We start from the raw sequence: 23,814 nt of genomic DNA on the forward strand, positions 1-23,814 counted from the left end.
GGTCGGCAGGACGGCGCCGAACGTCGACGGCTGGCGGGCCGCGCGGTTCAGCGAACTGGCAGGAGCAGCCGTGAGCAAGCGAAAGAAGCTGCGCGAGTACTGGATCGCCGCGTCGCTGCCGACCGAATGCCCCGTCAGGTAAGCCTGTCCACGACGTGGGCGGCGGCCTCGGCGAGGAGCGCCTCGTCGTACTTGGCGTCCTTGCCGGTTTTGCTGGACATGATCGAGATGAGGACTGGCGCGGCGTTCGGCGGCCACACGACGGCGATGTCGTTGGCCGTGCCGTAGTCACCGGTCCCGGTCTTGTCGGCCGCAGTCCACCCCTGCGGCAGGCCGGCGCGGATGCGCTTGGCACCGGTGACGTTGCGTTCCAGCAGATCGCGGAGGAAGGCGCGCTTGTCGGTTGGCAGCGCTTCACCGAGCACGATCTGGTGGAGGTCGGTGCCGATCGCCCGGGGAGAGGTGGTGTCGCGGGGGTCGCCGGGGGTGGCTTCGGTGATCGTCGGCTCGAACCGGTCCATCCGGGTCACCGTGTCGCCGAGGCCCTGCGTGTAGGCCGTCAGCTGTGCCGGGCCGCCGAGGTCGCGGAGCAGGAGGTTGCCCGCGGTGCCGTCGCTGTAGCGGACCGCGGCGTCACACAGCTGCCGGATCGTCATCCCGGTGGCCAGGTGCTGCTTGGTGATGGCCGAGCTCTTCATGAGATCGGCTTCGGTGTAGGTGACGAGTGTGTCCAGATGCGAGAGCGGGTTGTGGTGCAGGACGGCCGCCGTGGCCAGTGCCTTGAACGTCGAGCAGAACGCGAACCGTTCGTCGGCCCGGTGGGCGATGGCGGTACCGGTGCCGGTGGCGAGTGCGTAAACGCCGAGGCGTGCGTCGAATTTTCGTTCCAGCTCAAGGAGTTGGCCGTCGGTCGGGGCAGGAGGGGACGTCGCCGGCGGGTCGGTGGGGCGGGACGGCGGGGTTGTCGCACAGCCGGCCAGCGGTAGCAGTGCCGCGGCGCCGAGTAAGGCGCGGCGGGAGATGTGCGGTCGTGTCATGGCGGGGGGAGCTTCGCAGCCGACCGTGGATGCCGTCCAAGACAGAACTGCCAGAACCAATGCCGATTTGGCATAGACTCTCCGACTGTGGATCTTGTCGGGGCGTGCAGGGCGTTCGTGGCCGTCAGCGGTTGCGGCAGCTTCACGGTCGGGGCCGCCGCGGCGCGGATCCCGCAGTCCGTCGCCAGCCGGCGGGTCGCGGCGCTCGAGAAGCACTTCGGGGTCCGGCTGTTCAACCGGACCTCGCGGACCGTCGCGCTGACGCCGTTCGGCCGGGAGATGCTGCCGTCGGCCCGCCGCCTGGTCGAGCTGGCGGAGACGATGGAGCACGACGCGGAACGCGCCAGGTTGCGGCCCTTCCGGCTGGCGGTGCCCGCGATCTGCGCGCCACGGCTGCAGGCTGGGCTCGTCGCCGAAGCCCGCCGGCACGGTCTGAACCTTGACCTGTACCCGGCCGACCCAGGCGAGCGCGCGGAGCTCGCCCGCACCCTCGAAGTACGGGCGGCGCTCGTCGCGGTGCCACCCGACGAGGGCGTCTGGCGGGTGCCGTTGGGACTCGCCAGCCGGGCCGACCCTGGGGACGCCACGACGATCTACCTCGAAACGCTGCGAGCCGGCCGCACCGAACGGAGTACGCCCCGACGGCGGGTCTGGATCCAACCGGAGGACGACGTGCCCCACGTCCGTGACCGCGTCACACGGCTGCGCGACGCCGTCGGGCTGCAACCCGCGCAGGTGGTCGTCACGGCCTCACTCGTCACCGCGACGGCCGAGGTGCTCGGCTCTGCCGACGTCTTGCTCTGCTCCCGTGGCCAGGCGGATGAACTCGGCCTGCACTGGCGGCCGGTCGGCGAGGTGGCGCTGGCCCGCGGCTACGACGTCGCGGCCGGGCTGCGCGACGACGCCCAGCGGGTCCGTGCGCTGCCCGTGCTCGAGCACTGTCTCGGAGGCTAGCGATGGGCCTGACCAAGGTTCTGCGGAAGGCTCGGGAGGAGCTGGACGACGGCGGCCTGCGCGGGTCGTTCCTCGTCCGCGACCTCGACAGCGGCGACGAGATCGGGCTCGACGCCGAGTTGGTGTACCCGGTCGCGTCGCTGGTCAAGGTGCCGCTCGCGGTCGCGACGCTCGAACGGGTCGTCCGGGGCGAGCTCGATCCGGCCACGCCCGTCGAGGTGCGGCCGGGCCGGATGACGGTGCCGGGCCCGACCGGGCTGGCCAGGTTCCGGCACCCCGCCACCATCGCACTGGAGGACCTGCTCTACCTCACGATGTCGATCAGCGACAACACCGCGGCCGACGCGCTGTTCGCGCTCACCCCACCCGCCGCGGTCACCGCAGAGTTGCGGCGGCTCGGCCACGACGGCATCGCGGTCCGCCACCTCATGCGGGACCTCACCGACACCCCGGCCGAGCGGTTCACGCCCGCGGAGGGACACCTCGCCCACTCACTGGCCATCGCCGGTGCGACGGCGGGCCGCGGGCACCCGGTGCCCCAGCTCGACATCAGCCTCGCGAACGCCGGGTCCGCCCGGTCCTTTGTGGACCTGCTGGCCGGCCTGTGGCGGCCGACGACCATCCAGTCCCCGGTCGCCGCGCGGGTCCGAGAGCTGATGGGTTACAACGTGTTGCGGCATCGGCTGGCCCCCGATTTCAGCTCCGACGCGTCCCGGTGGTCGTCGAAGACCGGGACGCTGCTCAACCTGCGACACGAGGTCGGAGTCGTCGAACACGCCGACGGCCAGGTGTTCGCCGTCGCCGCCCTCACCGAGTCCCGGGTACCGGCCGTCATGCAACCCGGTGCGGAGGCACTGATGGCCCACGTCGCAAGAACCCTCCGCGACCAGCTGCGGATGTACTGAGCGATCCCGGGCGGCTGGAAGAGTCGCCGCATGCCAGCCGGTTCTGGGCCGCGATGGAGAGCGCTGACCTGCACACCTCGTCAGACCTCAGGGCACGGCCGGACGCCGACGAGCAGCCCCTCGATGCCGTATCGGAGCACGAATCCGCTTGGCGGCTGTGGTGTGCGTGCCGCCTACGGCGTCCAGCGGTTGCCGGTGAGTTGCTCGACCGGGGTGGGTTTGCCGATGTAGAAGCCTTGCGCCTGGTCGCAGCCGAGGCGGCGGAGGAGGTCGAGTTGTTCGGCGGTTTCAACACCTTCCGCGACGACGGTGAGCTTCACCGCGTGCGCCATGGCGATGATGCTGCTGACGATGGCCTCGGCGTCGGGATTCTCGTCGATCCCGGTGATGAACGACCGGTCGATCTTGAGGGTGTCCAGGGGCAGTCGTTGGAGCTGGGCGAGTGAGGAGTAACCGGTCCCGAAATCGTCGATGGCCAGCCTGACTCCCAGTCGGCGCAGGTTGCTGAGCACCTGCGCCGCCGCTGTCGGGTCGTGCATGAGGGCGCTTTCGGTGACCTCGAGGCAGACGGCGCTGGCAGGAAGCCCGGCTTCGACAAGGGCGACGTGCACGTCGTTGTGCAGGTAGGGGTCCTCGAGTTGCCGCGCGGAGAGGTTCACCTTGAGCCGGAGGTCGAGCTGGTGCCGGGCGCGGTAGGCCGCGAGTTCACGGCTGGCCATGCGCAGCATGTGGGCGCCGATGTCGTGGATGACGTCGCTTTCCTCGGCCAACGGGATGAACTCCGCGGGCGATACCGTGCCGTACAACGGATGCGTCCACCGCAGCAATCCCTCCACTGCGACCGTCTGTCCGGTGCCCATGTCGATGATGGGCTGGTAGGCCATCCAGAGTTGGTCCTTCTGCGCCGCCTCGCGGAGGTCTTGCTGCAGGAGGAGGTGGCGTTGCATGCGTTCACGCAGTTGCACGTCGAAGAACGCGGTTCGGCCGCGGCCGAGCGTTTTGGCGTGGTACATGGCGACATCGGCGTCGCGGAGCACGTCCGAGGCGGTCCTGGGATCACCGGGCGGTGCCAGCACGATCCCGATGCTGGCATCGACGTGCAGTCTCCTGCCCTCCACGCCGATCGGATCGGCGAGGCTGCGACGCAGCTCGTCGGCGAGCAAGCGGAGCTTCGTGCGATCGTCCTCGTCGTGAGCGACGACGACGAACTCGTCGCCACCGAGCCGGCCGACCACTTCGCCCTCGCGCACCAGCTGCCGCAGCCGCTCTCCCACGACGCGCAGCACCTCGTCGCCGACACCGTGGCCCAGCGAGTCGTTGATGACCTTGAACTCGTCCAGGTCGATGAACAGCACCCCGGTGGGTTGCGCCCGGTGGGTGGATCGCAATGCGGACTCGAGGTGCCGGAGCACCAGGGTGCGGTTGGCCAGGCCGGTCAGCGGGTCGTGCGTGGCCTCCCACTCCAACCGCTCCCGAATGGCGCGGGACTCGGTGATGTCGGTGAACGAGAGGACGATCGGGTGCGGCGCGTCGTTGTCCGGCGTGAGCGATCGCGAGGTCACCGCGAGCCACACGCTGCGTCCATCGCCTCGTCGGATGCCGAGCACTCGGGCGTTCTGCGGGGCTCCGGTGCGGTGGGTTTGCGTCGACGGACGAGCGTCGAGTGGGATCGGTTCCTCGGTCTCGTCGAACAGCAGCCAGTCTCCGAGCTGCGAGCCGACCACCTCCGCCCGGGTGGTGCCGAGAATGTGCTCCGCCGCGGGATTCGCCGTTAGGACGAATCCCTTCGCGTCGGCCACGACCACGCCTTCGTTCAGCGCGTTCACGACGGTGGCGTAGTCCTGCTCGGCCCGCCGGCTCGCTGTCTCGTCGGCGCACACCAGGACGAAGCCGGATGGCATTTCCGCAGCGGAGATGCGGATTGCCAGTGCGGATCCGTCGGTGCGCAGGTGTCGCGCTTCGGTGACGCCACCAGCGGCCAGCAGCGCCGCGGGATCCAGCGGCGCGCCGACCACCGCACCGATGTGCTGGCCGACGGCCCGCTCGGCGGGCAGCCCGTAGATGGTCGCTGCCGCCCGGTTCCAACTGGTCACCACCCCGTCCCGGGTGGTGGCGATGATCGCGTCGCTGACGTGCTGGACCAGCGCGGCCTGGTGGTGCAGCGCGACCTCGGCGGTCTGGTGGGCCGTGACGTCCCGCTGGATGATCTGGAACGCGGGTCGGCCCGCCCAGTTGATGCGCACCGCCACCGATTCGACCGGAATGGTGCTGCCGTCGAAACGCCGCATCGCGACCTCCGCCGGCATCGCGGCCGTGCCCGGGGTGGTCAGCGCCGCGAGCCGTTCCTGGACGGCCGGAAGCGCGTGCCCGGCGATGAAGTCGGTGATCGGGTGACCGACGATCTGCGCGCTGGACTCAGCCGCGAGCATGCGCGCGGTAGCGGGGTTGGCGTAGACGACCGTTCGGTCTTGGTGAACCCAGATCGCATCCGGACTGCGCTCGACGAAGAGCTGGTAACGGGCGGCCAGGTCGGTCATCGCCCGCCGGTCCTCCTGCACCTGCGTGATATCGGTGGTGATTCCGAGCAGGTGACCGGTGCGGGCGTCTCCGACCATGCGGGCGCAGGAACGAAGCAGCCGCTCTTCCCCGGTCGCCGTGGTGCAACGCTGTTCGTGCCCGAGGACCTCCCCGGCCGGGGCCGAGCGCGCGGTCGCGATCAGGGGGCGGATGAGCTCGATCAGCCGGGCGCGGAGGTCGTCGCAGGTCGCGTCGGGCTGGCCCAGCAGAGCGCCCAGGCCGGCCGCCCACGTCGGCTGGTCACGGGCGAAGCTGAACGACCACGGGACTGCCTCGTTCAACGACCAAACCGCGTCCAGGAGCTCGCGATCAACCGCCGCGAACCCATCGGCATCATGCCGCTCGGTCATGGTCCTCCGGAACCACCAGGAAAGGTTGGGGAAATCTGCCCGATTGGGCTACCCGCTTTGCTCGGGCAGTCCTTCATGGTGTGTCGTCATTTCTAGACGTGTTCCGGCGTACTTTTCAAGCCGAGTTCGTTCAAGGTCGAACTTGACCGATTAAGTTTCTTGATTGACGCTGTGTTCAGCGAAAACCGTGGTCTGCATGTGACGGCAGGGAGCGGGGTGCAATCCGAGCGGAGTTGCGAGTCGTCTCAAATTGAATAGCTCTCATGTTCGCTGCAATTTTCCGGATCGAATTGCGTTCCGAGTGCTGTGGATTTCGATCAGCCGGCGTCGACGGCGATCGAGTTATGCCTGCTGTCTCGCTGCTGATCTGCCTCGAGGTCGATGGGGAAGGTGTGGTCACGACCCGGTGGAAAATGTTCAGCACTGACCTCAGTGGACGTTCGATGTGACGAGTTTTCCTTGTGTTGCAGCCGCTTGCCGCTTCCGTGGAAACGCGAGGACCTCCGGGCTCGGTGCGTGGTGACGATCCACGCCGAACCCGGAGGTCCTCAGGTATCAAGCTGATCCGACCCGTGCCCGCTCAGAACTTCCAGGGCCGAGCGACTGGTCGAGCCCGCGAACGATGTGCGACTCGTCGTCGCGCTCGATCTCCGCTGCCTCGCCGATCGCGATGCAGGGCTGGTTCATGGTGGCGGCTCTCCTCTCGGTTCTCGTCGTCACCTGGCGCAGGCGAGGTGCCGGGCCGTTCCGGAGGTTGGGTCAGGCGGCGTCGGTGACCGCGGCCTTCGCGGGCGCGGGCGCGGGCGAGCCGAGAGACGCGGACTGCTCCAGGGTCATGTTGCGGGTCTCGGGAGCCCAGGCCACCGAGACGAGCGCCCCGAGCAGGGTGATGACCGCACCGATGATCATGGTCGGGCCGATGCCCAGGCCGCTCAGCGAGATCGGGACCAGGTAGGTGCCCACCGCGGCGCCGATCCGGCTCAGCGAGGAGGCCAGGCCGACCGCGGAACCGCGGATCTCGGTCGGGAACAGCTCGTTCGGGTAGATCCACTGCAGGATCTGCGAGCCGCCGATGAACAACGCGTAGCCCAGGAACAAGGCCAGTACGACCCAGACCGGGGCCTCGGGGAAGAACCCGAGGAACAGCATGGCCAGCCCGGCCCAGAGGAAGCTGTGGATGATCAGCGGGCGGCGGCCCATCCGGTTCACCGCGAACAGCGAGACCAGGCAGCCGACCAGGAACATGATCGTGATGACCGCGGAGCCGATGGTGTCCGCGCCGTCCTCGAGCATGAGCGCGCCGAGGATCTTCGGGCCGAAGGCGTAGATGGCGAACAGCGGCACCACCGAGCAGGTCCAGAACAGGCTGATGAACAGCATCCGCTTGCCGTAGCCGGATCGGATCAGCGCGCGGATGTCGAGGTTCTCGTGGACCTCCTCGTCCAGGTCGGCGACCGAAGCGCCGGGGCCGAAGACCTTCACCAGCACGGCGTTGGCCTCGTCCTCGCGGCCCTTCTTCAGCAGCCAGCGCGGGGATTCCGGAGTGCCGATCCGGGAAAGCACGATGATCAAGCCGGGGAGCGCGGCGCTGGCCAGCATCCAGCGCCAGCCGTCGTCGTAGGCGAGCAGGAATTCGCCGACGACGTAGGCCACGGCGGCGCCGACGAACCACATCGTCACGAATGCGCCGAGCAGCGGGCCGCGGTACTTGCGCGGTGAGAACTCGGCCAGCAGCGAAGTCGCGATCGGGTAGTCCGCGCCGACCGCCACACCGATCAGCAGGCGAATCACGATCAGCCAGAACGCGTCGGTGACGAAGAACTGCGCGACCGAGCAGACGATGATCGCGATCAGGTCGATGGTGAACAGCAGGTGCCGGCCGAAGATGTCGGTCAGCCAGCCGCCGAGGAATGCGCCGAGGAAGATCCCGATCAGCGCGGAGGCGCCGACCAGGCCCTCCTGGGACGCGGTCAGGCCGAGCGCCGGCGTTGCCTGCACCATGGCCACGCCGATGATCGACAGCACGTATCCGTCGAGGAACGGGCCACCGGAGGAGAAAAGCGCCAGCCGTTTGTGGAACGACGAGAGCGGGGCGTCGTCGAGAACGTGTTGGGGCATGGTCGAGTCCTCTCGGAATGGGCGCGGAGACGCGGTCCGCCCAGGGAGGTGTCGCATCACCGGGTTCATCGGGGGGCGCGGCCGCTCGACGCCGCGGCGGTGGCCCCGTGGGAAGAACGCCCCGGCCGGTGTCGTCGCCGACGGCCGGGACCCGAGGCGGTGCTCAGCCGCCGATCAGCGAGCGCAGGAAGAGCAGGAGGTTGGCGGGGCGCTCGGCCATCCGCCGCATCAGGTACGGGTACCACTGGCTGCCGAACGGGACGTAGACGCGGACCCGGTAGCCCTCGGCGGCCAGCTTCTCCTGGAGGTTGCGGCGGACCCCGTAGAGCATCTGGAACTCGAAGTCGCGGCGGTCGATTCCCAGCCGGTCGGCAACCGCCTTCACGTGGTCGATGCAGGCGTCGTCGTGGGTGCCGAACGCGGGATCCGGCAGGTTGCGCAGCGCCCACTCGGTGAGGTGCAGGAACTGGGCGGTGACCTCGCCGGCGTCGCAGATGGCCTTGTCGATGCTCTCCCGGTAGGCGCCCTTCACCAGCCGGATGCGGGGTTTGACGTCGGTGAAGGAGTTCAGGTCGTCCTGACAGCGGCGCAGTGCCGCCTGCTGGGCGACCCGGGTGTTCGGGAACGACGGCAGGAACGACCGGTATGTCTCCAGCGTCTGCGGACCGACGGAGCTGTGCTCCATGTCCACTTCGACCGTGACCCCGGACTGGTCGGCGACCTCGAGCATCTGCTTCAGGTGTCCCGCGCAGACGCTCCGGTCCAAACCCACGCCGAGCTGCGAGAGTTTGACCGACACCGTCGCTCCGGGAGCCCGCTCGGCGATGGCGTGAATGGTGTCCACATAGGCGTTCGTCGCCGCGGCGGACTCCCGCAACTCGCTCACGGTCTCGCCGAGCAGGTCGAGGCTGACGTCGATGCCCTTGGCGTTGAGGGCCCGAGCGACGGCGATGGCCTCGTTCAAGGTGGTCCCGGCGACGTACCGGGAGACGAGGCCCTTCGTGAGCGGGTTGCGGCTCACGCGGTCTTCGAGGCGTTTGTTCTCCGCGGCCAGGAGCAGCAGCTTTTTGATCATTTTCTTCCCTCACATGTCGCGAGCGCGGATGTGCGGCGCAGCTGGGACAGAGTGGAGGGACCGACGCCGGTCCGTGCGATGGATGCGTCGTTGCGGTCCATCCTGTGCGCTCACACTGTAAGATGTGATCACAGATCACACAATGTTCGAACAGATGTCGATCGTTCTTGATCGTTCGCAACTTCGACGCAGCACGGCGGAGCCGGACTGCTCGGACGAGTGCGTTCGGCCGTCCGGACGCGGCAGGTCGAGGCGCGCCGACCCGTGCTGTCGCGGATGACGCCGGTCGGCGGCGGTTATCGGCGTTTATTATTGGCGGTCATGGCGATGTCGAAGCTCGAAAGCTCGTCCCTGCTGACGGACCGGGTCTTCACCGCCATCCGCGAAGAGATCATGAACGGCGGCATGCCCGCGGGGCACCGGTTGCGGATCCGGGACATCGCCGCCCAGCTCGGTACGAGCGTGATGCCCGTCCGAGAGGCGATCCGCCGACTGGAAGAGGCAGGTCTCGCCGAGAGCATCCCGCACAAAGGCGCAGTGGTCCGCGGGCTCACCCTGGAGGAATTGCGCCAGATTTACCACGTTCGCCGGCTGCTGGAGGTCGACGCGGCCCGGCTGGGCGCTCCGCACGCCACCGAGTCGACCGCGGCCATGATGGAGATGCACTGCGCGGCGATCACCGCCTCGGTTGCCGAGGAAGACGTCGTGGGTGCCCTGGACGCCGACGAAGCTCTGCTGACCGAGCTCTACGCGGCCGGCGGCAACACGGTCCTGCTCGACGTCATCCAGGGGCTCTGGGAACGCTGCCGGGTGTACAAGATCGTCGGTGCCCGCAAGGCGATCGAGGAGGACGACCGGTCGCTGTGGTCGTTCCAGCCGCGACTGGTCGAGGCCGTGAGGGCGCACGACGCCCAGGCCGTCGCCGACATCACCGACGAGTCGATGGTCAGCGCCAGCGAGCGCATCGAGCGCCATCTCGGCGTCGACCCGAGCGACGTGGAATCCGCGCGGTCGGCCGGCCAGGGCTGAAGCTCCGCCGAGCGCGCGGAAGATCACCGCATTTCGCCGGCCCAGGCCCGGGTGGGCGGTGGGGTCGGGCTCCCCGGGCCTGATTCCTCGTGGTTCACAGCAGTGGATCGCGCCGGCACGGTCACCTCGTGGCCGCTGCCACGCCGAACCGGCTGCCGAGTGTCGGGGTCATGCTGCTCCTCGCGGTGCATCGCAGAAGATGCGGACCTCGGCGATCAGGGCGTCTTCGGCCACTCCGGTCAACGCTGCATCGGTGGCGACCACGACGCCCAAACGCGGCAACTCGGCCTCGCCGATCGTCAGCCGGCCCTCCACCAGGAACAGTGAGCGGACACCGCCGCGCCAGGTGATGTCGCCGTCGTACCGCCGCACGTGGACCGTGCCACCGCAGTGGCCACGCGCTGTCATCAGGTTGAGCGCCCTGGCCGGCTCGGCCAGCCCGCGCACCGTGACTGCCGCCTCGCCCGGGAACCGGATCGGCCGGTGCCGGTCCGCAGGATGCGGCCGGCCGTCGACGGTGAGCTCGAAGCCTCCGCCGTCGACCGGTGTGAAAACACGCTCGACGCCGTCGAAACGGGAGAAAGGCCCGTCCTCGGTGAGGTCGGCCAGACTCAGCCGCCACTGGACATCTGCCCCGGCTGGCTCCGCCCAAAGCTCTCGGGTCGTCCCTCTGCCGTTGCGCCACGGCTGCGGCGTGGTGTCCGCCGAATCGATGATGATCATGCGGACCGATCAGGTTCCATCAATCGCGGCGTCGGTGGTGGTGATGACGGTGGACTATCAACGCTCAACATCGCTCTCCCTCCAGAGAGATCGGCCCGAGCCCGGTTCTGGCTTTTCACGACGGGCTCACGGGCCGGTGTCGGGCCTTTCGGCGGCCGCTGCTGCGGCCCGGCCGACCCCGAACGGCGTCCAGTCCAGCCCGGTCCCGGCCGGACCGCGGATGACGCGGAACTCGGCCGGGTAGGGGCCGTCGTTTCGGACCCCGTGCGGGGCCCCGGTGACGCCAGCAGGGCGTCACCGGGGAAGAGGCGTTGTCATCAGCCCGCTCGACGTGCGGCTCGGGAGTGCCGGCCAGAGGTTCTCACCCCATGTACGGGTAGGTCCAGTCCAGGTCGGGGACCATGTTCTCCTTGATGAACCGGCCGCTGACCCAGCGCTGCAGGGCGAGCACCGAGCCGGTCTTGTCGTTGGTGCCCGAGCCGCGGCCACCGCCGAAGGACTGCTGGCCCATGGTGGCGCCGGTGGGCTTGTCGTTGACGTAGGTCATCCCGGCGGTGTCGCGCAGCCGGTCCAGCGCGGTGGTGATCGCGGCCCGGTCGTTCGCGAACACCGAGCAGGTCAGCGCGTACTGGCTGGTGCCGTCGACCAGGTCGAGGGTGCGTTCCCACTCGGCGTCGTCGTAGACGTGGACGCTCAGGAACGGGCCGAACAGCTCCTCCGACATGCTGAACGCCGTCGGGTCGTCGGTCCGGACGATCGTCGGGTCGACGAACCAGCCGCGCTCGGTCGAAGTGGTGCCGCCGACCAGGATCTCGTGGCCGGTATCGGCCTTCGCCCGGTCGATCGCGCCCTGCAAGCGGTCCACCGCGTTGCGGTCGATCACCGCGCCGACGAACGTCTTGTGGTCGACGACGTCGCCGACCTGCAGGCCGGCGGTGGTCTCCAGCAGCGGCGCCTCCAGCTGCTTCCACAGGCTGCGCGGGATGTAGGTGCGTGAGGCGGCCGAGCACTTCTGGCCCTGGTACTCGAACGCGCCGCGCACCAGGGCGACCAGGAGCGCCTGCGGATCGGCGCTGGGGTGCGCCAGGACCGCGTTCTTGCCGCCGGTTTCGCCGACCAACCGCGGGTAGCTGCGGTAGGTGTCGATGTTCTGCGCCGTGCTGCGCCAGATGTTGCGGAACACGGTCGTGGAGCCGGTGAAGCTGATACCTGCCAGGTGCTCGCTGGCCTGCGCGGTCGCGGTGACCAGGCCGCCGTCGCCGTGCACGAGGTTGATCACACCGGGCGGGAGACCGGCCTCCTCGAACACCCGCATGACGACCTCGCTGCTTAGCGCGGACTTCTCCGAGGGCTTCCAGACCACCACGTTGCCCATCAGCGCCGGGGTGGCGGGCAGGTTGCCGGCGATCGCGGTGAAGTTGAACGGGGTGAGGACGAGGACGAAGCCCTCCAGCGGGCGGTGGTCCATGGTGTTGCGGACACCGGTCACCGAGAACGGCTGGTTCTGGTAGATCTGCGAGGCCAGGTGGACGTTGTACCGGAAGAAGTCCACCAGCTCGTTGATGTCGATCTCGGCCTGGTGGAACGTCTTGGACTGGCCGAGCATCGTGGTGGCCAGCAGCTCGTCGCGGTACTTGCCGTTGACCAGCTCGGCGGCACGCAGGAAGACCGACGCCCGGTCCCACCACGCCGTCCGCGACCAGTCGTGCCGGGCGGCCAGCGCCGCTTCGATCGCGGCGTTGACCTGCTCCTCGCGGGCGACCGGGATCCGGCCGAGGTGCAGGGAGCGGTCGTGCGGCGCGATGACGTCGGCGGTTTCGCCGAGCTCGTGGCGCTCGCCTGCGATCACGTTCGGCAGGTCGCGCACCTGGCCGCGGACCCGGTCGACCTCCTGGAGCAGCCGGACGGCCTCGGGTGACCCGGGCGCGTAGTCCCGCGCCTGCTCGTTGACCGGCTCCGGTACGCGAGGGTTTCCCGCCACGTTGACACCGTGCGAAGCCATGGACGCCTCCTCGAGGCTCTCGTCGGAAGAGAGGCTTCCAACTGAAGTTGTTCTAAAATTTCAGTGTGAAGAGTAGGTATGCTGCCTGCGTGGGTCAACACCTCGAAGCGAACGACATCGCCACCGCGGCCCCCGTCCGCCCGGGCGCTGTCGACCGGCCGGTGCGGCTGGTCGACCGCGCCTACGAGCAGTTGCGCGACGATCTCGTCGCGCTGCGGATCGAGCCGGGCGAGCCGCTGGACGAGAAGCGCCTGAGCGCGTCGCTGGATGTCGGTCTGACACCGGTGCGGGACGCGATCAAACGGCTGACGCTCGAGCGGCTCGTGGTGACCTACCCGCGCCGGGGAACCTTCGCCGCCGAGATCTCGGTCAGCGACGAGCTCTGGCTGACCGAGGTCCGAGAGGACCTCGAAGGGCTCGCCGCGGCCCTGGCGGCGGTGCGGGCCACCGCCGCGGAGCGCGAGGAGCTGTCCCGCCTGGCCGATCTCGTCGGCTCCCACCCGTCCGCCGACCACGGCTCGACCTCGTACATCGAGGTGGACGGCGCGATCCACCGCGCGATCTACGCGGCGGCCCACAACCCGTTCCTCGAGGCGAACCTGAACCAGTACGCCAACCTCGCCATGCGGATCTGGCACTACGGGCTCCGGCGGGTCGCGGACCAGCCGTCGGCCGGCTGCGACCAGGCGGAGGTGGTCGCGGCCATCGTCCGAGGAGACGCCGACGCCGCCAGAGCCGGTGCCCAGGCGCACCTGCGCGACTTCTCCAACAGCGTCCGGGCGCTGCTCGCCCACTGAACCCCGGGACGGTCCGAGATCCGGGCCAGCTGCGGATCCCCGCTCTTACAGTTGTGCCCTCGGCCCCGGGATCTGGAGCCGAGGGCGCAGCATCAGTCTTCGCGCTGCCCGTATCCGCCGCCGCCCGCGGTTTGGATGCTCAGCGATTCACCCTGCTGCAGGTCGAGGCGGTTCATCGCGGACAGCTGCTGCGCGCTGCCGTCGCGGACGACGTGGACCTGCGCCGGAGATCCGGGTTGGCCGCCGTGCAGCCCCCACGGGCGCCGGGTTACCCGTGCGGTGGCCACCACCGCTGACACCTTCCCCGCGGTCACTTCCAGCTCCCGCACGAGCCCGCTGCCGCCGTTGAACCGCCCGGCTCCGCCGGTCCCGTGCGCGATGGCGTAGCGCTTGACCCGAAGCGGATATTCGCGCTCGATGACTTCGCACGGGGTGTTCCTGGTGTTGGTCATGTGCGTGTGCACGGCGTCCGCGCCGTCCATGCCCGGCAGCGCACCTTGGCCGCCACCATAGGTTTCCACGTACGAGAAGTAGCGTCGGGTTTCGGGATCGTGGCCGCCGATCGTCACGATGCTCATGCTGCCGCTGGAGGCCGCCGGGACGCGGTCGGGAACGAACTGCTCGAACGCGCCGAGCAGGACGTCGACGATGCGCTGGGCGGTCTGCGTGTTGCCGTTGGACACCGGCGCCGGATACTGCGCCGCGACCACACTTCCCGGGCGAGTGCGCACCGTGACCGGGCGCATGAGCCCTTCGTTGGAGGGCAGCGTCGGATCTGCCAGCGCCTTCACCGCGTACGCCGCACACGCCTCCGCGATCGCGTAAGAGCAGTTCACCGCTCCTTCGACCTGGTCCGCGCACTCGGTCAGATCGACCACGAGCTCGTCGCCCCGCTTGCTCACCGTGGCGACGATGGGCACATCGTCCTCCCGGACTCCGGTGTGCTCCAGGTAGTCCACGAACCGCGCGCAACCGTCGGGCATCGCACGCAGCGCCGCGCGGGTGCGGCGCTCGGCGTAGTCGATCAGCGCCTGGCCTGCCGCGCGGAACCGCGCCACGCCCCAGTCCTCGACGAGTTCCTGGATGCGCCGGGCGCCGAGGCTGTTGGCCGCGACCTGGGCCATGAGGTCACCGCGAGTCTTGTCGGCGGTGCGGACGTTGGTCAGCAGCAGGTCGAGGAGGTCCTGCTGGATCTCGCCCCGCTTGATCAGGCGCAGCGGCGGAATCCGAATGCCTTCCTGGAAGATCTCGGTGGCGTGGGTGGCCATGGAGCCTGGGGCGAGCCCGCCGACGTCGACGTGGTGGGCCATGTTGGCGACGACCGCGATGACCTCGCCGTCGACGTGGATCGGGGTGATCAGGCACGTGTCCGGCAGGTGCGATCCGCCCAGGTAGGGGTTGTTGGTGATGACGACATCACCCGGGGCCAGGGAGTCGACGCCGACCTCGGCCAGGGTGTTGCGGATCAGGGTGGGCATCAGGCCCAGGTGCAGCGGGATGTGCTCGGCCTGGGCGATCAGTTCGCCGTCGGGACGGTAGACGCCGGCGGAGCAGTCGCGCCGATCCTTGATGTTGGGGGAGTAGGACGTGCGGATGAGCGCGGTGCCGACCTCCTCGGCGATGGATTCCAGGCGGTTGCGGGCGATCTCCAGATCGGCGGGATCCAGGGCGAGGTGCTGCGTCATCGGGCTTCCTCCGGGTGGATGTGCAGGAATCCGCGCTCGTCGTGCCAGCACGCCTGCCCTGGGGAGACAACCGTGGTGGAGTCGAGCTGTTGCAGGACGAGCGGTCCGGCGAGGCTGACGCGCGCCGGCAACTGCTCCCTGCGGTACACGGGGGTGTCGTGCCACTGGCCGTCGAAGTACGCGCGGCGCTTCCCGACCGGTTCGGGAACGTCGCCGGTGGCGAGTTCCGGCTCGACGCGTTGTTCTTGCCAGCCCGCGGTGACCGTGACACGCGCGGTCACGATCTCCAGTGCCGCGTCGGGGTCGCAGAACCCGTAGCGCTCCTCGTGGATGGTGTCGAAAGTTCGGCGCAGTTCGGCGAAATCGTCCGTCCAGGCGGTGCGGAGTTCGTAGCTCTGCCCGAGGTAGCGGGCGTCCACGGCGCGCTCGAACACGGCATCGGCCGCGCTGACACCTTCGCCTTCAGCCAGGAAACCCTGAGCTTGAGCCGCTAGGGAGTCCAACGCGGCGGACACGGACGGCAGTTCGGAGGCGTTCGTCGCCGACACGGTGATGGCGAAGTCGTGTCGCACCGGCGTGTCCAGCATGCCGACCGCCGAGGCGATTCCCGGGTGCGGTGGGACGACCGCGGCACGCATGCCCAGCTCGCGGATGAGCTCCGCGGCGTGCAGCGGTCCGGCTCCGCCGAAGGCCATCAGCGTGCACTGGCGCAGATCCACTCCGCGTTCGACGCTGACCTTGCGGATGCCGCGGCCCATGGTCGCGTTGATGACGCGCAAGACACCGGCCGCCGTCTCGGTAGCACCGAGACCCACGTCCCGCGCGAAGCCCGCGAGTCGTAGCTCCGCGGTCGCCAGATCCAGCGGTAGGCGCCCATCGAGCAGGCTGTCGCCGAGGCGGCCGAGGAGTGCGTGGGCATCGGTGACGGTGACGTCGATGCCGGCGTGGCCGTAGCACACGGGCCCTGGCCGAGCGCCTGCGCTGTGCGGCCCGACCCGCAGGCCATCGCCGGAGTCTCGCCATGCGATGGAACCGCCCCCAGCCCCGATGGTGTGCACGTCCACCATGGGCATGCGCAGCGGATATCCCTCGATCTCACCCGCGGTCATCTCATCCGGCACACCGTTGCGGATCAGCGCGATGTCGGTGCTCGTGCCGCCGATGTCGAAGCTGACCACGGAAGGCAGATCGAGCTGCCGGGCCCACCGCGCCGCGCCGACCACGCCGCCGGCGAGTCCGGAAAGGACGGTGCGGACGCTCTGGTCCTGCGCCACGCGCGAACCGAGCAGACCGCCGTTGGACTGCATCACCCAGAGTCGCGCCGGAACACCGACCTGCGACAGCTGCTTGTCGAGGCGGTCGACGTAGCCGGCGATCTTCGGCTGCACGTAGCCGTTGAGCACCGCTGTCGACGTGCGTTCGTACTCACGCATTTCCGCTGTGACCGAGGTGGCGGCGAACACCGAGCGCGCCACGCCGGCCTCGCGGAGCGCCCCGACGATCTCCTGCTCGTGCGCCGGGTTGGCATAAGCGTTGAGCAGGGAGACGACCACGACGTCGGGTTCGGCCGCGCGGATCCGGGAAATCACCTCGTCCAGGTGGCGCCGGTCCACGGGCACGAGTTCCGAGCCGTCCGCCGCGAGCCGTTCGCGCACTTCCCAGGTCAACTCGGCGGGGGCCAGGGGACGCGGGCGGCGTGCCGTCTGGTCGTATAGGGAAGGGCGGGTCTGGTAGCCGATCGCCAGCAGGTCCCGGAATCCGTCGGTGGTCACCAGGCCGACGCGTGCACCGGTGCCGGTGATCACGGTGTTGGTGGCAACCGTTGTGCCGTGGACGAAACGCGCGACTTCACCTGGATGACCGGCTACCTTGGCCAGCGCTTCGGTGAGGCCCGCGATCACCGCTTCGTCCGGAGCGTGCGGAGTGGACGGGACTTTCCACACGAAGACCGAGCCGTCCGGCCGGTTCACCGCGATATCGGTGAACGTGCCACCGGTGTCGATGGCCACTCGGTAACCGCGCTCTTCCTTCGGCGTGGGAAGGGGCATCAGAACTCCTCGATCAATTCTGCCGGTCGACCGCGTCGGCCAGGATGTTTCGGTTGCGGGTCTCGGGCAGCAGGGCCAAGGCGACGAACCCGAGCACGGCCGCGATGACGCCGACCCAGAACACCGCGGTTCCCAACCCGATCGCGGTGCCCAGCGCGCCCACGGACAACGGCCCGAACGCCGCGAGACCGCGTCCGACGTTGTAGGCGAAGGCCTGCCCGGAGGCGCGGGAGGTGGTCGGGAACAGCTCCGCGAGGTACGCGCCCATGCCGCCGGCCTGCCCGGAGGCGAAGAACCCCAGCACGAAGCTGATGACGTAGCCGATCTCGGGACGGGCGATGGGGGAGAACACGAACAAGCCGATGCTCGCCACCGAGCCGAGGAAGAACAGCGCGAAGGTGGGCCGGCGTCCGATCGCGTCGTGGACGAACCCGGAAGCCAGGTACCCGGCGAACGAGCCGACGATCACGATCCAGGTGTAGCTCGCGGTACCGACGACCGAAAGGCCGCGCTCGGTCTTAAGGAACAGCGGCAGGAAGACGAACACCGAGTAGTAGATGCCCTGGATGCAGATGCCGAGCAACGTCGAGAGCAGGGTGATCCGGAGCTGGCCGCGGGTGAACAGCGCCGCGAACCGGTTGTGCTGCACGGGCGTGATGGCGGTGAGATCGACGCGGTCGCGCGTGGTCCGGCGGATGACGAACGCCACCGCGGCGGGCAGCACGCCGATCGCGAAGAGCACCCGCCAGGCGAACTCGGGCGGCAGCAACGAGAACACCAAGAGATAGGTCGCGGTGGAGACGGCCCATCCGATGGCGTAGCAGCTCTGCACGAACGCCAAGACGCGGCCACGGCGAGCCGCCTGGGTGTACTCGGCGACCAGGGCTGCGCCGACCGCCCACTCGCCGCCGAAGGCCACGCCCTCCAGCACCCGCCAGGTCAGGAACTGCGGAAAATCCTGCGCCGTCGCGGTCAACGCGGTGAACACGCTGTAGCCGATGATCACCCAGGTCAGCACTCGCACGCGCCCGAAGCGGTCGGCGAGCACGCCGCACACCACGCCACCGATCGCGGACGCCACGATGCTCAGCGCCGTGACCCAGCCCGCTAGGACGGTCGAGATGCCCAGCACCGGCAGGAGCACGGTCAGTGCGAAGGAGTACATGGTCCAGGTCAAGCCGTCCAGACCCCATCCGATGCCGGCGGCGGCTACGGCACGCCGTGCATCGGAATCCGATCTGGTCGGTGTGTCGGCCTGGGCTGTGGTCATGACGAGCTCCGATCTCTGGAGTTCCCAACCTCTTCTGAGCATCGGAGCGGCCACGAGGCCCGGCGACCGCCGCGGCGGAAGCGCTGTCCGGTCCGATGTGGACGGATCACGGGTGGTGGCTCCGTAGGTCCTCGGCCATGCCATCCGGCGTGCTCGTGGTCTCGCCGGGAGTGGCGGGATTCCTTGCTGCCGAAGGAGAAAGCTCGGCATCAGCCGCGATCCTGCGCACCGTGAGCCACGGCATGGTGTCGCCGACGACCTCGCTCAGGCGCCGCGACGTGTTGCACGCGACAACGGACAGCTTCGACCCGCGTCGACGATGCAGGAAGACGTGGTTCAGGGCGCCGTTGGCCACGTACGAGAACGAGTCGATGCCGGCACCGGCGAGCGCGGAACGGACGCCGTCACTGTCGGGTCGGACACCGCGCGGCACCGTGCAGAGGTCTTCCATCGCTGACCACCCTTTCGCGTCAGCTCGATCGTCGGGCGGGCCTGGAACGCTCGCGCCCTCTGGAGATCGCGGACTTCGCCAGCCGACCGGAGTCGTGAGCGGGCCACTGGCGACGGGCTCGAAGGCCGCTCCGGGTTCGGACCACCCGTCCGCTCATTTGGAATTCGATCCGTATACGAAAACTACCCGGACGTGGCCTCGAGCACAAGACCCCGCGTCACCTGGGGCGACGCGGGGTCTTCGGCTGGGAACCGGGCAGCAGCCGGTTCAGGAGTCGTGCGGCACCAGCGGGGCGGCGGGCAGCTCGTCCGCGAGTTCGATGCCGTCCACCGCCCGGGCCTGGAGGAACTCCACGACCCTGTCCCGGAACAAGTGGACGTGCCTGGCGGCGATCTGCTCGGCCGCGTCCGCGTCGTGATCGCGCACCGCCGCCAGCATTTCCTCGTGGTCCTTGCAGGTGCGCTTGAAGTGCGCGGCGAGGTCCGCGGCGAGTCCGGCGTCCCCGCCGAAACTCAGGTACGCGAGGCGCTGGCCTTGATCGTGGATGGGCCACGCCAGGCTGCGGAGGTGCTCGTTCCTCGCATGCAGCGCTTCCAGCCGGTGCAGGTGCGCGTTCGCCGCCGAGATCGCCGCCGGGGAGCCTGCCTTGATCGCCTCGTTGACCTCGGCGTTCGCCCTCGCCAGCTCCTCGATGTTGCCCTCGGTGGCCCGGGCCGCCAGCAGCCGCGCGGTTGCCCGCGCCACGACGATGTGGGCCTCGAAGAGCTCGGCGATGTCCACCAGGTCGAGGGGGCGCACCGTGAAGCCGCCCTTGGGGCCGACGTTGACCAGGCCTTCCGAGCTCAGGCGGAACAGCGCCTCGCGCACCGGCGTCCGGCTCAGGCCGAGTTCTTCGGCCAAGCCGATGTCGTCCAGGCGCTCGCCGGGGCGGGCCTGCAACGTGACGATCTTGCGCTTGAGCTCCTTGTGCGCCTGGTCCATGACGGAACGATCGCGCTTGGGCACGGGTACACCTTTCCGCCGGCGGGCAGCGACTCAGCGGTTCGCCGCGACTGCTCCAGGTTTGAATACTAGTGGAATTCGAACATGTCCTTCGACGGCCGGGCGGGCCGATCCATAAAGATCGGCTATGGCTTTACAGCCTTTTCATATCGACGAGGTATTGCAGGAGCTCGCCGGGGGAGTTGAGAATCCCCGTCCATGGATGCAGACGTCGTTGTGGTGGGGCTCGGCAGCGTGGGGGCGATGACCAGTTGGCGCCTCGCCGAGGTCCACGGCGCGCGGGTCGTCGGCGTGGAGCGGCACGCGCTCGGGCACGACGCCGGGGGTTACGCGGGCGAGTCGCGGTTGTTCCGCACCGGGTACCACGAGAGCCCCGAGTACGTTCCGATGCTGCTCCAGGCCCGCGATCTCTGGCAGGAACTGGAGCAGGGCGGCCGGCGGACCCTGTTCCACCCGTCGGGAGTGCTGTCGATCGGCGCTCCGACGATCGCGCCGATGCGCAACGTGCTCGCCTCCGTGCAGCAGCACGGCATTCCGCACGAGGTGCTCGACGCGGCCGAGTTGCGGAGCCGGTTTCCCCAGCACGGGTCGATCACCGATGAGATCGGCGTTCTCGACCGGCTAGGTGGTGTGCTGCGGCCCGAGTCCGCGGTGCAGGAAGCGCTGCGCCGGGCGCGGAAGGCGGGGGCGGAGCTGATCGACGACGCCCCGGTCACCGGGATCGAGGCGGTCCCCGGTGGCGTGCGGGTCTCGACTGCGCGAGGTGTCCGCACCGCCAAGCACGTCGTCGTCACCGCAGGGGCCTGGGCGTCGCAGCTGCTGCCGGAACTGCGGGAGCTGCTCGACATCCGTCCCCTCGTGCTGACCTGGTTCGCCCCGGAGAACCCGGCGCAGTACGCGCCGGAGGTCTTCCCCGGCTTCATCCGCGACCTCGGGGACGTCCACCTGTTCGGCATCCCGAGCGTGGACGGCGCCTTGGTGAAGGCGGGCTGGGCCGACGCCTGGGGCTCGATCGACGATGCCGCCCGGCTGACCCGCTTCCTGGAACCGAGCGCCCTGGCCGGGGTCGGCGGCGAGGTCCACGCCCTGGTCCCGGACTTGCCGGCGCACCCAAGCCGGCACTCGGTCCACATGGACGCCTACACCCCGGACCGGCGAGCCGTGATCGGGACGGTCCAGCCCGGTGTGGCGGTCGTCGCGGGGCTCTCCGGCCACGGCTTCAAGCTCGCGCCCGCGTTCGGTGAGATCGCGGCCCGCCTGGCCCTGGGACTCCCGCAGCAGCACGACATCTCGCGGTTCTCCCCGGACCGGTTCGGGGGCTGATGTGGAATTCCGGCTGCTGCGCCACTTCGTGGCCGTGTACGAGGAACGCAGCTTCACCGCCGCGGCGCGACGCCTGCACACCGTGCAACCACCGGTGAGCCAGGCGATCGCCAACCTGGAGCACGAACTCGGGGTGCGGTTGTTCGAGCGGACCAGCCGCTCCGTGTGGCCGACCTCCGCCGCAGACGTCCTCTACCCGGAGGCGATCTTCCTGCTCCGGCGGGCGGCGGAGACCAAGACGCTGGTGCGTGGGGAGGCGGGCCGCACCCCGGTCCGGATCGCCGCGGTGACCTCCGCGTTCCCCGCCCTGCTCCCGGCACTGCTGCCGGAACTGGCGGAGTGGGATCCCGTGGTGGTCGACCTCGGCAGCTCCGAGCAGCGGCAGGCCCTCGCGGCCGGGCGCATCGACCTGGCCATCCTCCGGGAGTGGGCGGACGACTCCCCGGACCACATCGTGCTCGCCGACGAACGGCTCCTGCTGGCGGTTCCGCTCGATCATCCGCTGGCCGAGGCCGGCACCGCGTCCCTGCGCTCCGTCGCCGCCGAGCGGATCGTGCTGTTCGACCGGGACCGCGCCCCGGTCGCCTTCGACGCGATCGCCGCGGCCTGCGCCGAAGCCGGGTTCTCCGCCGAACCGGTGGCCCACGTGCAGAGCGAGCAGGCGATGCTGGGCCTGGTCTCGGCCGGGCACGGCGTGGCGATCGTCTCCGAGATCCTCGGGCTCACGCCCTGGCCGGGCGTGCGCTTCCTGCCCCTTCCCGGCACGACCACGCGCTCGCCGCTGCGTGCGCGGGTCGCCGGCGGGGATCCGCTCGGGCTGCTGCCGGTCGTCGAGCGCGCTTTCCGATCCGCCCAGCAGGCGCTCGGTTTCGGCGGGGACGAACCCGCTCGCGGCAGCGCCGACCAACCCACCGCCCCCGACGCCGAATAGGCCTCCGGAAGGCATCGCATCAACACCGTAGGAGTCCCGTGGATTACTCAGCCTGGTCGCTGCTCGTCGACGCCGGCCTGATCGGCCTTCTCCTCGTGGTCGGAGCCGCACTGCGTGCGATCCTCCGACCGCTCCAGACCTTGATGGTCCCGGCCAGCGTGACCGCCGGCGTGCTCGGGCTCGTGCTCGGCCCCGAGGGACTCGGCCTGCTGCCGTTCTCCAAGCAGCTCGGCGCGTACTCGTCGGTGCTCATCGTCGTCGTGTTCGCCTGCCTCGCCTTGACCGACGACGTCGACCTCCGTCGGCTCGGTCGCTCGGTGGCCGGGTTCGCGAGTTACGGCGTTCTGTTCTACGCGGCCCAGATCGTCGTCGGCGTCGTGCTCGGCCTGCTGGTGCTCGGCCCGCTGTTCGGTACGCACGACGGGTTCGGCCTGCTGCTGTTCGCCGGATGGGCCGGCGGGTTCGGCTCGGCCGCGGCGATGGGCACGGTCTTCGGGGAGGGCGGCTGGACCGAAGCGCAGTCGCTGGCCTTCACGTCCGCGACCGTCGGACTGCTCGTCGGCATCGTCGGCGGCATCATCCAGGCCAAGATCGGCGCGAAACGCGGGTACGCCAAGGAATTCAAGGGACTGAACGCGTTGCCCGAGCACCTCCGCAGCGGGGTCTACCGCTCGGACGAGGAGCGGCCGGCGATCGGCACGCACACCTTCTCGGGCGGTTCCATCGAGTCGCTGAGCTTCCAGACCTCGATCGTCCTGGTGATCTCCGCGGCGGCCTACGGCGTCAACACGCTCCTCGGCGAGGTCTTCCCTGCGGTGTCGTTCCCGCTGTTCTCGATCGCGTTCGTGGTCGGACTGGTCGTGCGCGGCCTGCTGTCGGCCACCCGGACGCGCCGCCTCGTCGACTCCGAGTCGCTCAAGTCGATCTCGGGCAGCGCCACCGACGTGCTCGTGGTCTGCGGCATCGCCTCGATCGTGCCGAGCTTCGTCGCCGACTACTGGCTGCCGCTGCTCGTCCTGTTCGTCGTCGGGCTGGCGCTGTGCCTGCTGCTCGGCCTCGGTGTCGCACCGCGAATGCTCGGCGACGCGTGGTTCGAGAAGCAGATCTTCACCTGGGGCTGGGCGACCGGTTCGGTGTCGACCGGGCTCGCGTTGCTGCGCATCATCGACCCGCGGCTGCGCTCCCGGACGCTGGAGGACTTCGCCATCGCCTACCTGCCGTTGCTCCCGGTCGAGGTGACGGCGGTGACGTTCACCCCGGTGCTCGCGCTCGCGGGCGCGGGCTGGGCCATCGCCGGAATCTGGGGCGGTATCGCGGTATTGGCCCTGGCCCTGCCTCTCGTGTTCATCCGGCGCGCGCCGGCCGGCACCGGGAACCGCACGTCAGAACCGACCAGGTGACGTCGGCCGGGATGCCGTGCGCGGCACCCCGGCCCGCACCTGTGCTATAGCTTGTTGTTTAACCTCGGGTGCTGGTGTTGCGGCCCCGGTTGATCATGGATGAAGCCCTTGGTTGATCCTTCCTCTTGCGACAGATG

At 69.4% G+C, this 23,814-nt stretch carries 19 protein-coding genes; 7 read left to right on the top strand and 12 right to left on the bottom strand.

Annotated elements, in window-relative coordinates:
• Positions 1–134 precede the first annotated feature (134 nt).
• Entirely contained in the window at positions 135–1,037 is a 903-nt protein-coding gene (gene bla, locus AB0I53_RS37435) for a class A beta-lactamase (protein WP_358613686.1), read from the bottom strand.
• 87 nt (positions 1,038–1,124) lie between these two features.
• On the opposite strand from bla, the gene AB0I53_RS37440 reads away from it, so the two are divergent.
• Together AB0I53_RS37440 and AB0I53_RS37445 are read left to right on the top strand one after the other, a co-directional pair.
• Positions 1,125–1,991 (top strand): LysR family transcriptional regulator, encoded by an 867-nt coding sequence (locus AB0I53_RS37440; RefSeq protein ID WP_358613688.1) that lies wholly within the window; start codon positions 1,125–1,127, stop codon positions 1,989–1,991.
• Positions 1,992–1,993: 2 nt separating this feature from the next.
• Positions 1,994–2,896 carry a serine hydrolase gene (locus tag AB0I53_RS37445; RefSeq protein WP_358613690.1) on the top strand — a complete coding sequence of 301 codons (903 nt, stop codon included), beginning with the start codon at positions 1,994–1,996 and terminating at the stop codon, positions 2,894–2,896.
• 173 nt (positions 2,897–3,069) lie between these two features.
• On the opposite strand, the gene AB0I53_RS37450 is transcribed toward AB0I53_RS37445, so the two are convergent.
• The 4 genes from AB0I53_RS37450 to AB0I53_RS37465 form a co-directional block, all read right to left on the bottom strand.
• Positions 3,070–5,823 (bottom strand): EAL domain-containing protein, encoded by a 2,754-nt coding sequence (locus tag AB0I53_RS37450; protein WP_358613692.1) that lies wholly within the window; start codon positions 5,821–5,823, stop codon positions 3,070–3,072.
• A gap of 555 nt (positions 5,824–6,378) precedes the next feature.
• On the bottom strand, positions 6,379–6,510 hold the full coding sequence (locus AB0I53_RS37455; protein WP_358613694.1) for a hypothetical protein: 132 nt from the start codon (positions 6,508–6,510) through the stop codon (positions 6,379–6,381).
• Between the two features lie 72 nt (positions 6,511–6,582).
• Positions 6,583–7,941 (bottom strand): MFS transporter, encoded by a 1,359-nt coding sequence (locus tag AB0I53_RS37460; RefSeq protein WP_358613696.1) that lies wholly within the window; start codon positions 7,939–7,941, stop codon positions 6,583–6,585.
• Between the two features lie 163 nt (positions 7,942–8,104).
• A complete protein-coding gene (locus tag AB0I53_RS37465) occupies positions 8,105–9,016 on the bottom strand; it encodes a proline dehydrogenase family protein (RefSeq protein ID WP_358613698.1) in 912 nt (303 codons plus the stop codon).
• A 219-nt stretch (positions 9,017–9,235) separates the two neighbouring features.
• Between AB0I53_RS37465 and AB0I53_RS37470 the strand changes: the two genes are divergently transcribed.
• Entirely contained in the window at positions 9,236–10,045 is an 810-nt protein-coding gene (locus AB0I53_RS37470) for a GntR family transcriptional regulator (RefSeq protein ID WP_358613700.1), read from the top strand.
• 168 nt (positions 10,046–10,213) lie between these two features.
• Here the strand turns inward: AB0I53_RS37470 and AB0I53_RS37475 are convergent, their stop codons facing one another.
• Both AB0I53_RS37475 and pruA read right to left on the bottom strand, forming a co-directional pair.
• A complete protein-coding gene (locus AB0I53_RS37475) occupies positions 10,214–10,768 on the bottom strand; it encodes a HutD family protein (protein ID WP_358613702.1) in 555 nt (184 codons plus the stop codon).
• Between the two features lie 361 nt (positions 10,769–11,129).
• Positions 11,130–12,770, bottom strand: coding sequence for an L-glutamate gamma-semialdehyde dehydrogenase (pruA, locus tag AB0I53_RS37480; protein ID WP_358613704.1), 1,641 nt, complete (start codon positions 12,768–12,770; stop codon positions 11,130–11,132).
• Between the two features lie 89 nt (positions 12,771–12,859).
• On the opposite strand from pruA, the gene AB0I53_RS37485 reads away from it, so the two are divergent.
• Positions 12,860–13,567, top strand: a complete 708-nt coding sequence (locus tag AB0I53_RS37485; protein ID WP_358613706.1) for a GntR family transcriptional regulator — start codon at positions 12,860–12,862, stop codon at positions 13,565–13,567.
• Between the two features lie 92 nt (positions 13,568–13,659).
• Here the strand turns inward: AB0I53_RS37485 and AB0I53_RS37490 are convergent, their stop codons facing one another.
• The 5 genes from AB0I53_RS37490 to AB0I53_RS37510 form a co-directional block, all read right to left on the bottom strand.
• A complete protein-coding gene (locus tag AB0I53_RS37490) occupies positions 13,660–15,252 on the bottom strand; it encodes a hydantoinase B/oxoprolinase family protein (protein ID WP_358613708.1) in 1,593 nt (530 codons plus the stop codon).
• Positions 15,249–17,300: a hydantoinase/oxoprolinase family protein gene (locus tag AB0I53_RS37495; RefSeq protein ID WP_358613710.1), complete on the bottom strand. Its 2,052-nt coding sequence runs from the start codon at positions 17,298–17,300 to the stop codon at positions 15,249–15,251. The genes AB0I53_RS37490 and AB0I53_RS37495 overlap by 4 nt, the downstream gene beginning before the upstream one ends.
• A 13-nt stretch (positions 17,301–17,313) precedes the next feature.
• Positions 17,314–18,570, bottom strand: coding sequence for an MFS transporter (locus tag AB0I53_RS37500; RefSeq protein WP_358613712.1), 1,257 nt, complete (start codon positions 18,568–18,570; stop codon positions 17,314–17,316).
• Between the two features lie 106 nt (positions 18,571–18,676).
• Positions 18,677–19,021 (bottom strand): hypothetical protein, encoded by a 345-nt coding sequence (locus AB0I53_RS37505; protein ID WP_358613714.1) that lies wholly within the window; start codon positions 19,019–19,021, stop codon positions 18,677–18,679.
• A 267-nt stretch (positions 19,022–19,288) separates the two neighbouring features.
• Positions 19,289–20,026, bottom strand: coding sequence for a GntR family transcriptional regulator (locus tag AB0I53_RS37510; RefSeq protein ID WP_358613716.1), 738 nt, complete (start codon positions 20,024–20,026; stop codon positions 19,289–19,291).
• A gap of 195 nt (positions 20,027–20,221) precedes the next feature.
• Here AB0I53_RS37510 and solA point away from each other — a divergent pair, with 195 nt between their 5' ends.
• The 3 genes from solA to AB0I53_RS37525 are packed head-to-tail and all read left to right on the top strand — an operon-like array spanning position 20,222 to position 23,677.
• Complete coding sequence (gene solA, locus AB0I53_RS37515) at positions 20,222–21,346, top strand: N-methyl-L-tryptophan oxidase (protein WP_358613717.1); 1,125 nt, start codon at positions 20,222–20,224, stop codon at positions 21,344–21,346.
• Between the two features lies 1 nt (position 21,347).
• Positions 21,348–22,277, top strand: coding sequence for a LysR substrate-binding domain-containing protein (locus AB0I53_RS37520; protein WP_358613719.1), 930 nt, complete (start codon positions 21,348–21,350; stop codon positions 22,275–22,277).
• 38 nt (positions 22,278–22,315) lie between these two features.
• On the top strand, positions 22,316–23,677 hold the full coding sequence (locus AB0I53_RS37525; protein WP_358613721.1) for a sodium:glutamate symporter: 1,362 nt from the start codon (positions 22,316–22,318) through the stop codon (positions 23,675–23,677).
• Positions 23,678–23,814 lie beyond the last annotated feature (137 nt).

It is taken from the genome of Saccharopolyspora sp. NPDC050389, from assembly GCF_040655595.1.
Lineage (GTDB): Bacteria > Actinomycetota > Actinomycetes > Mycobacteriales > Pseudonocardiaceae > Saccharopolyspora.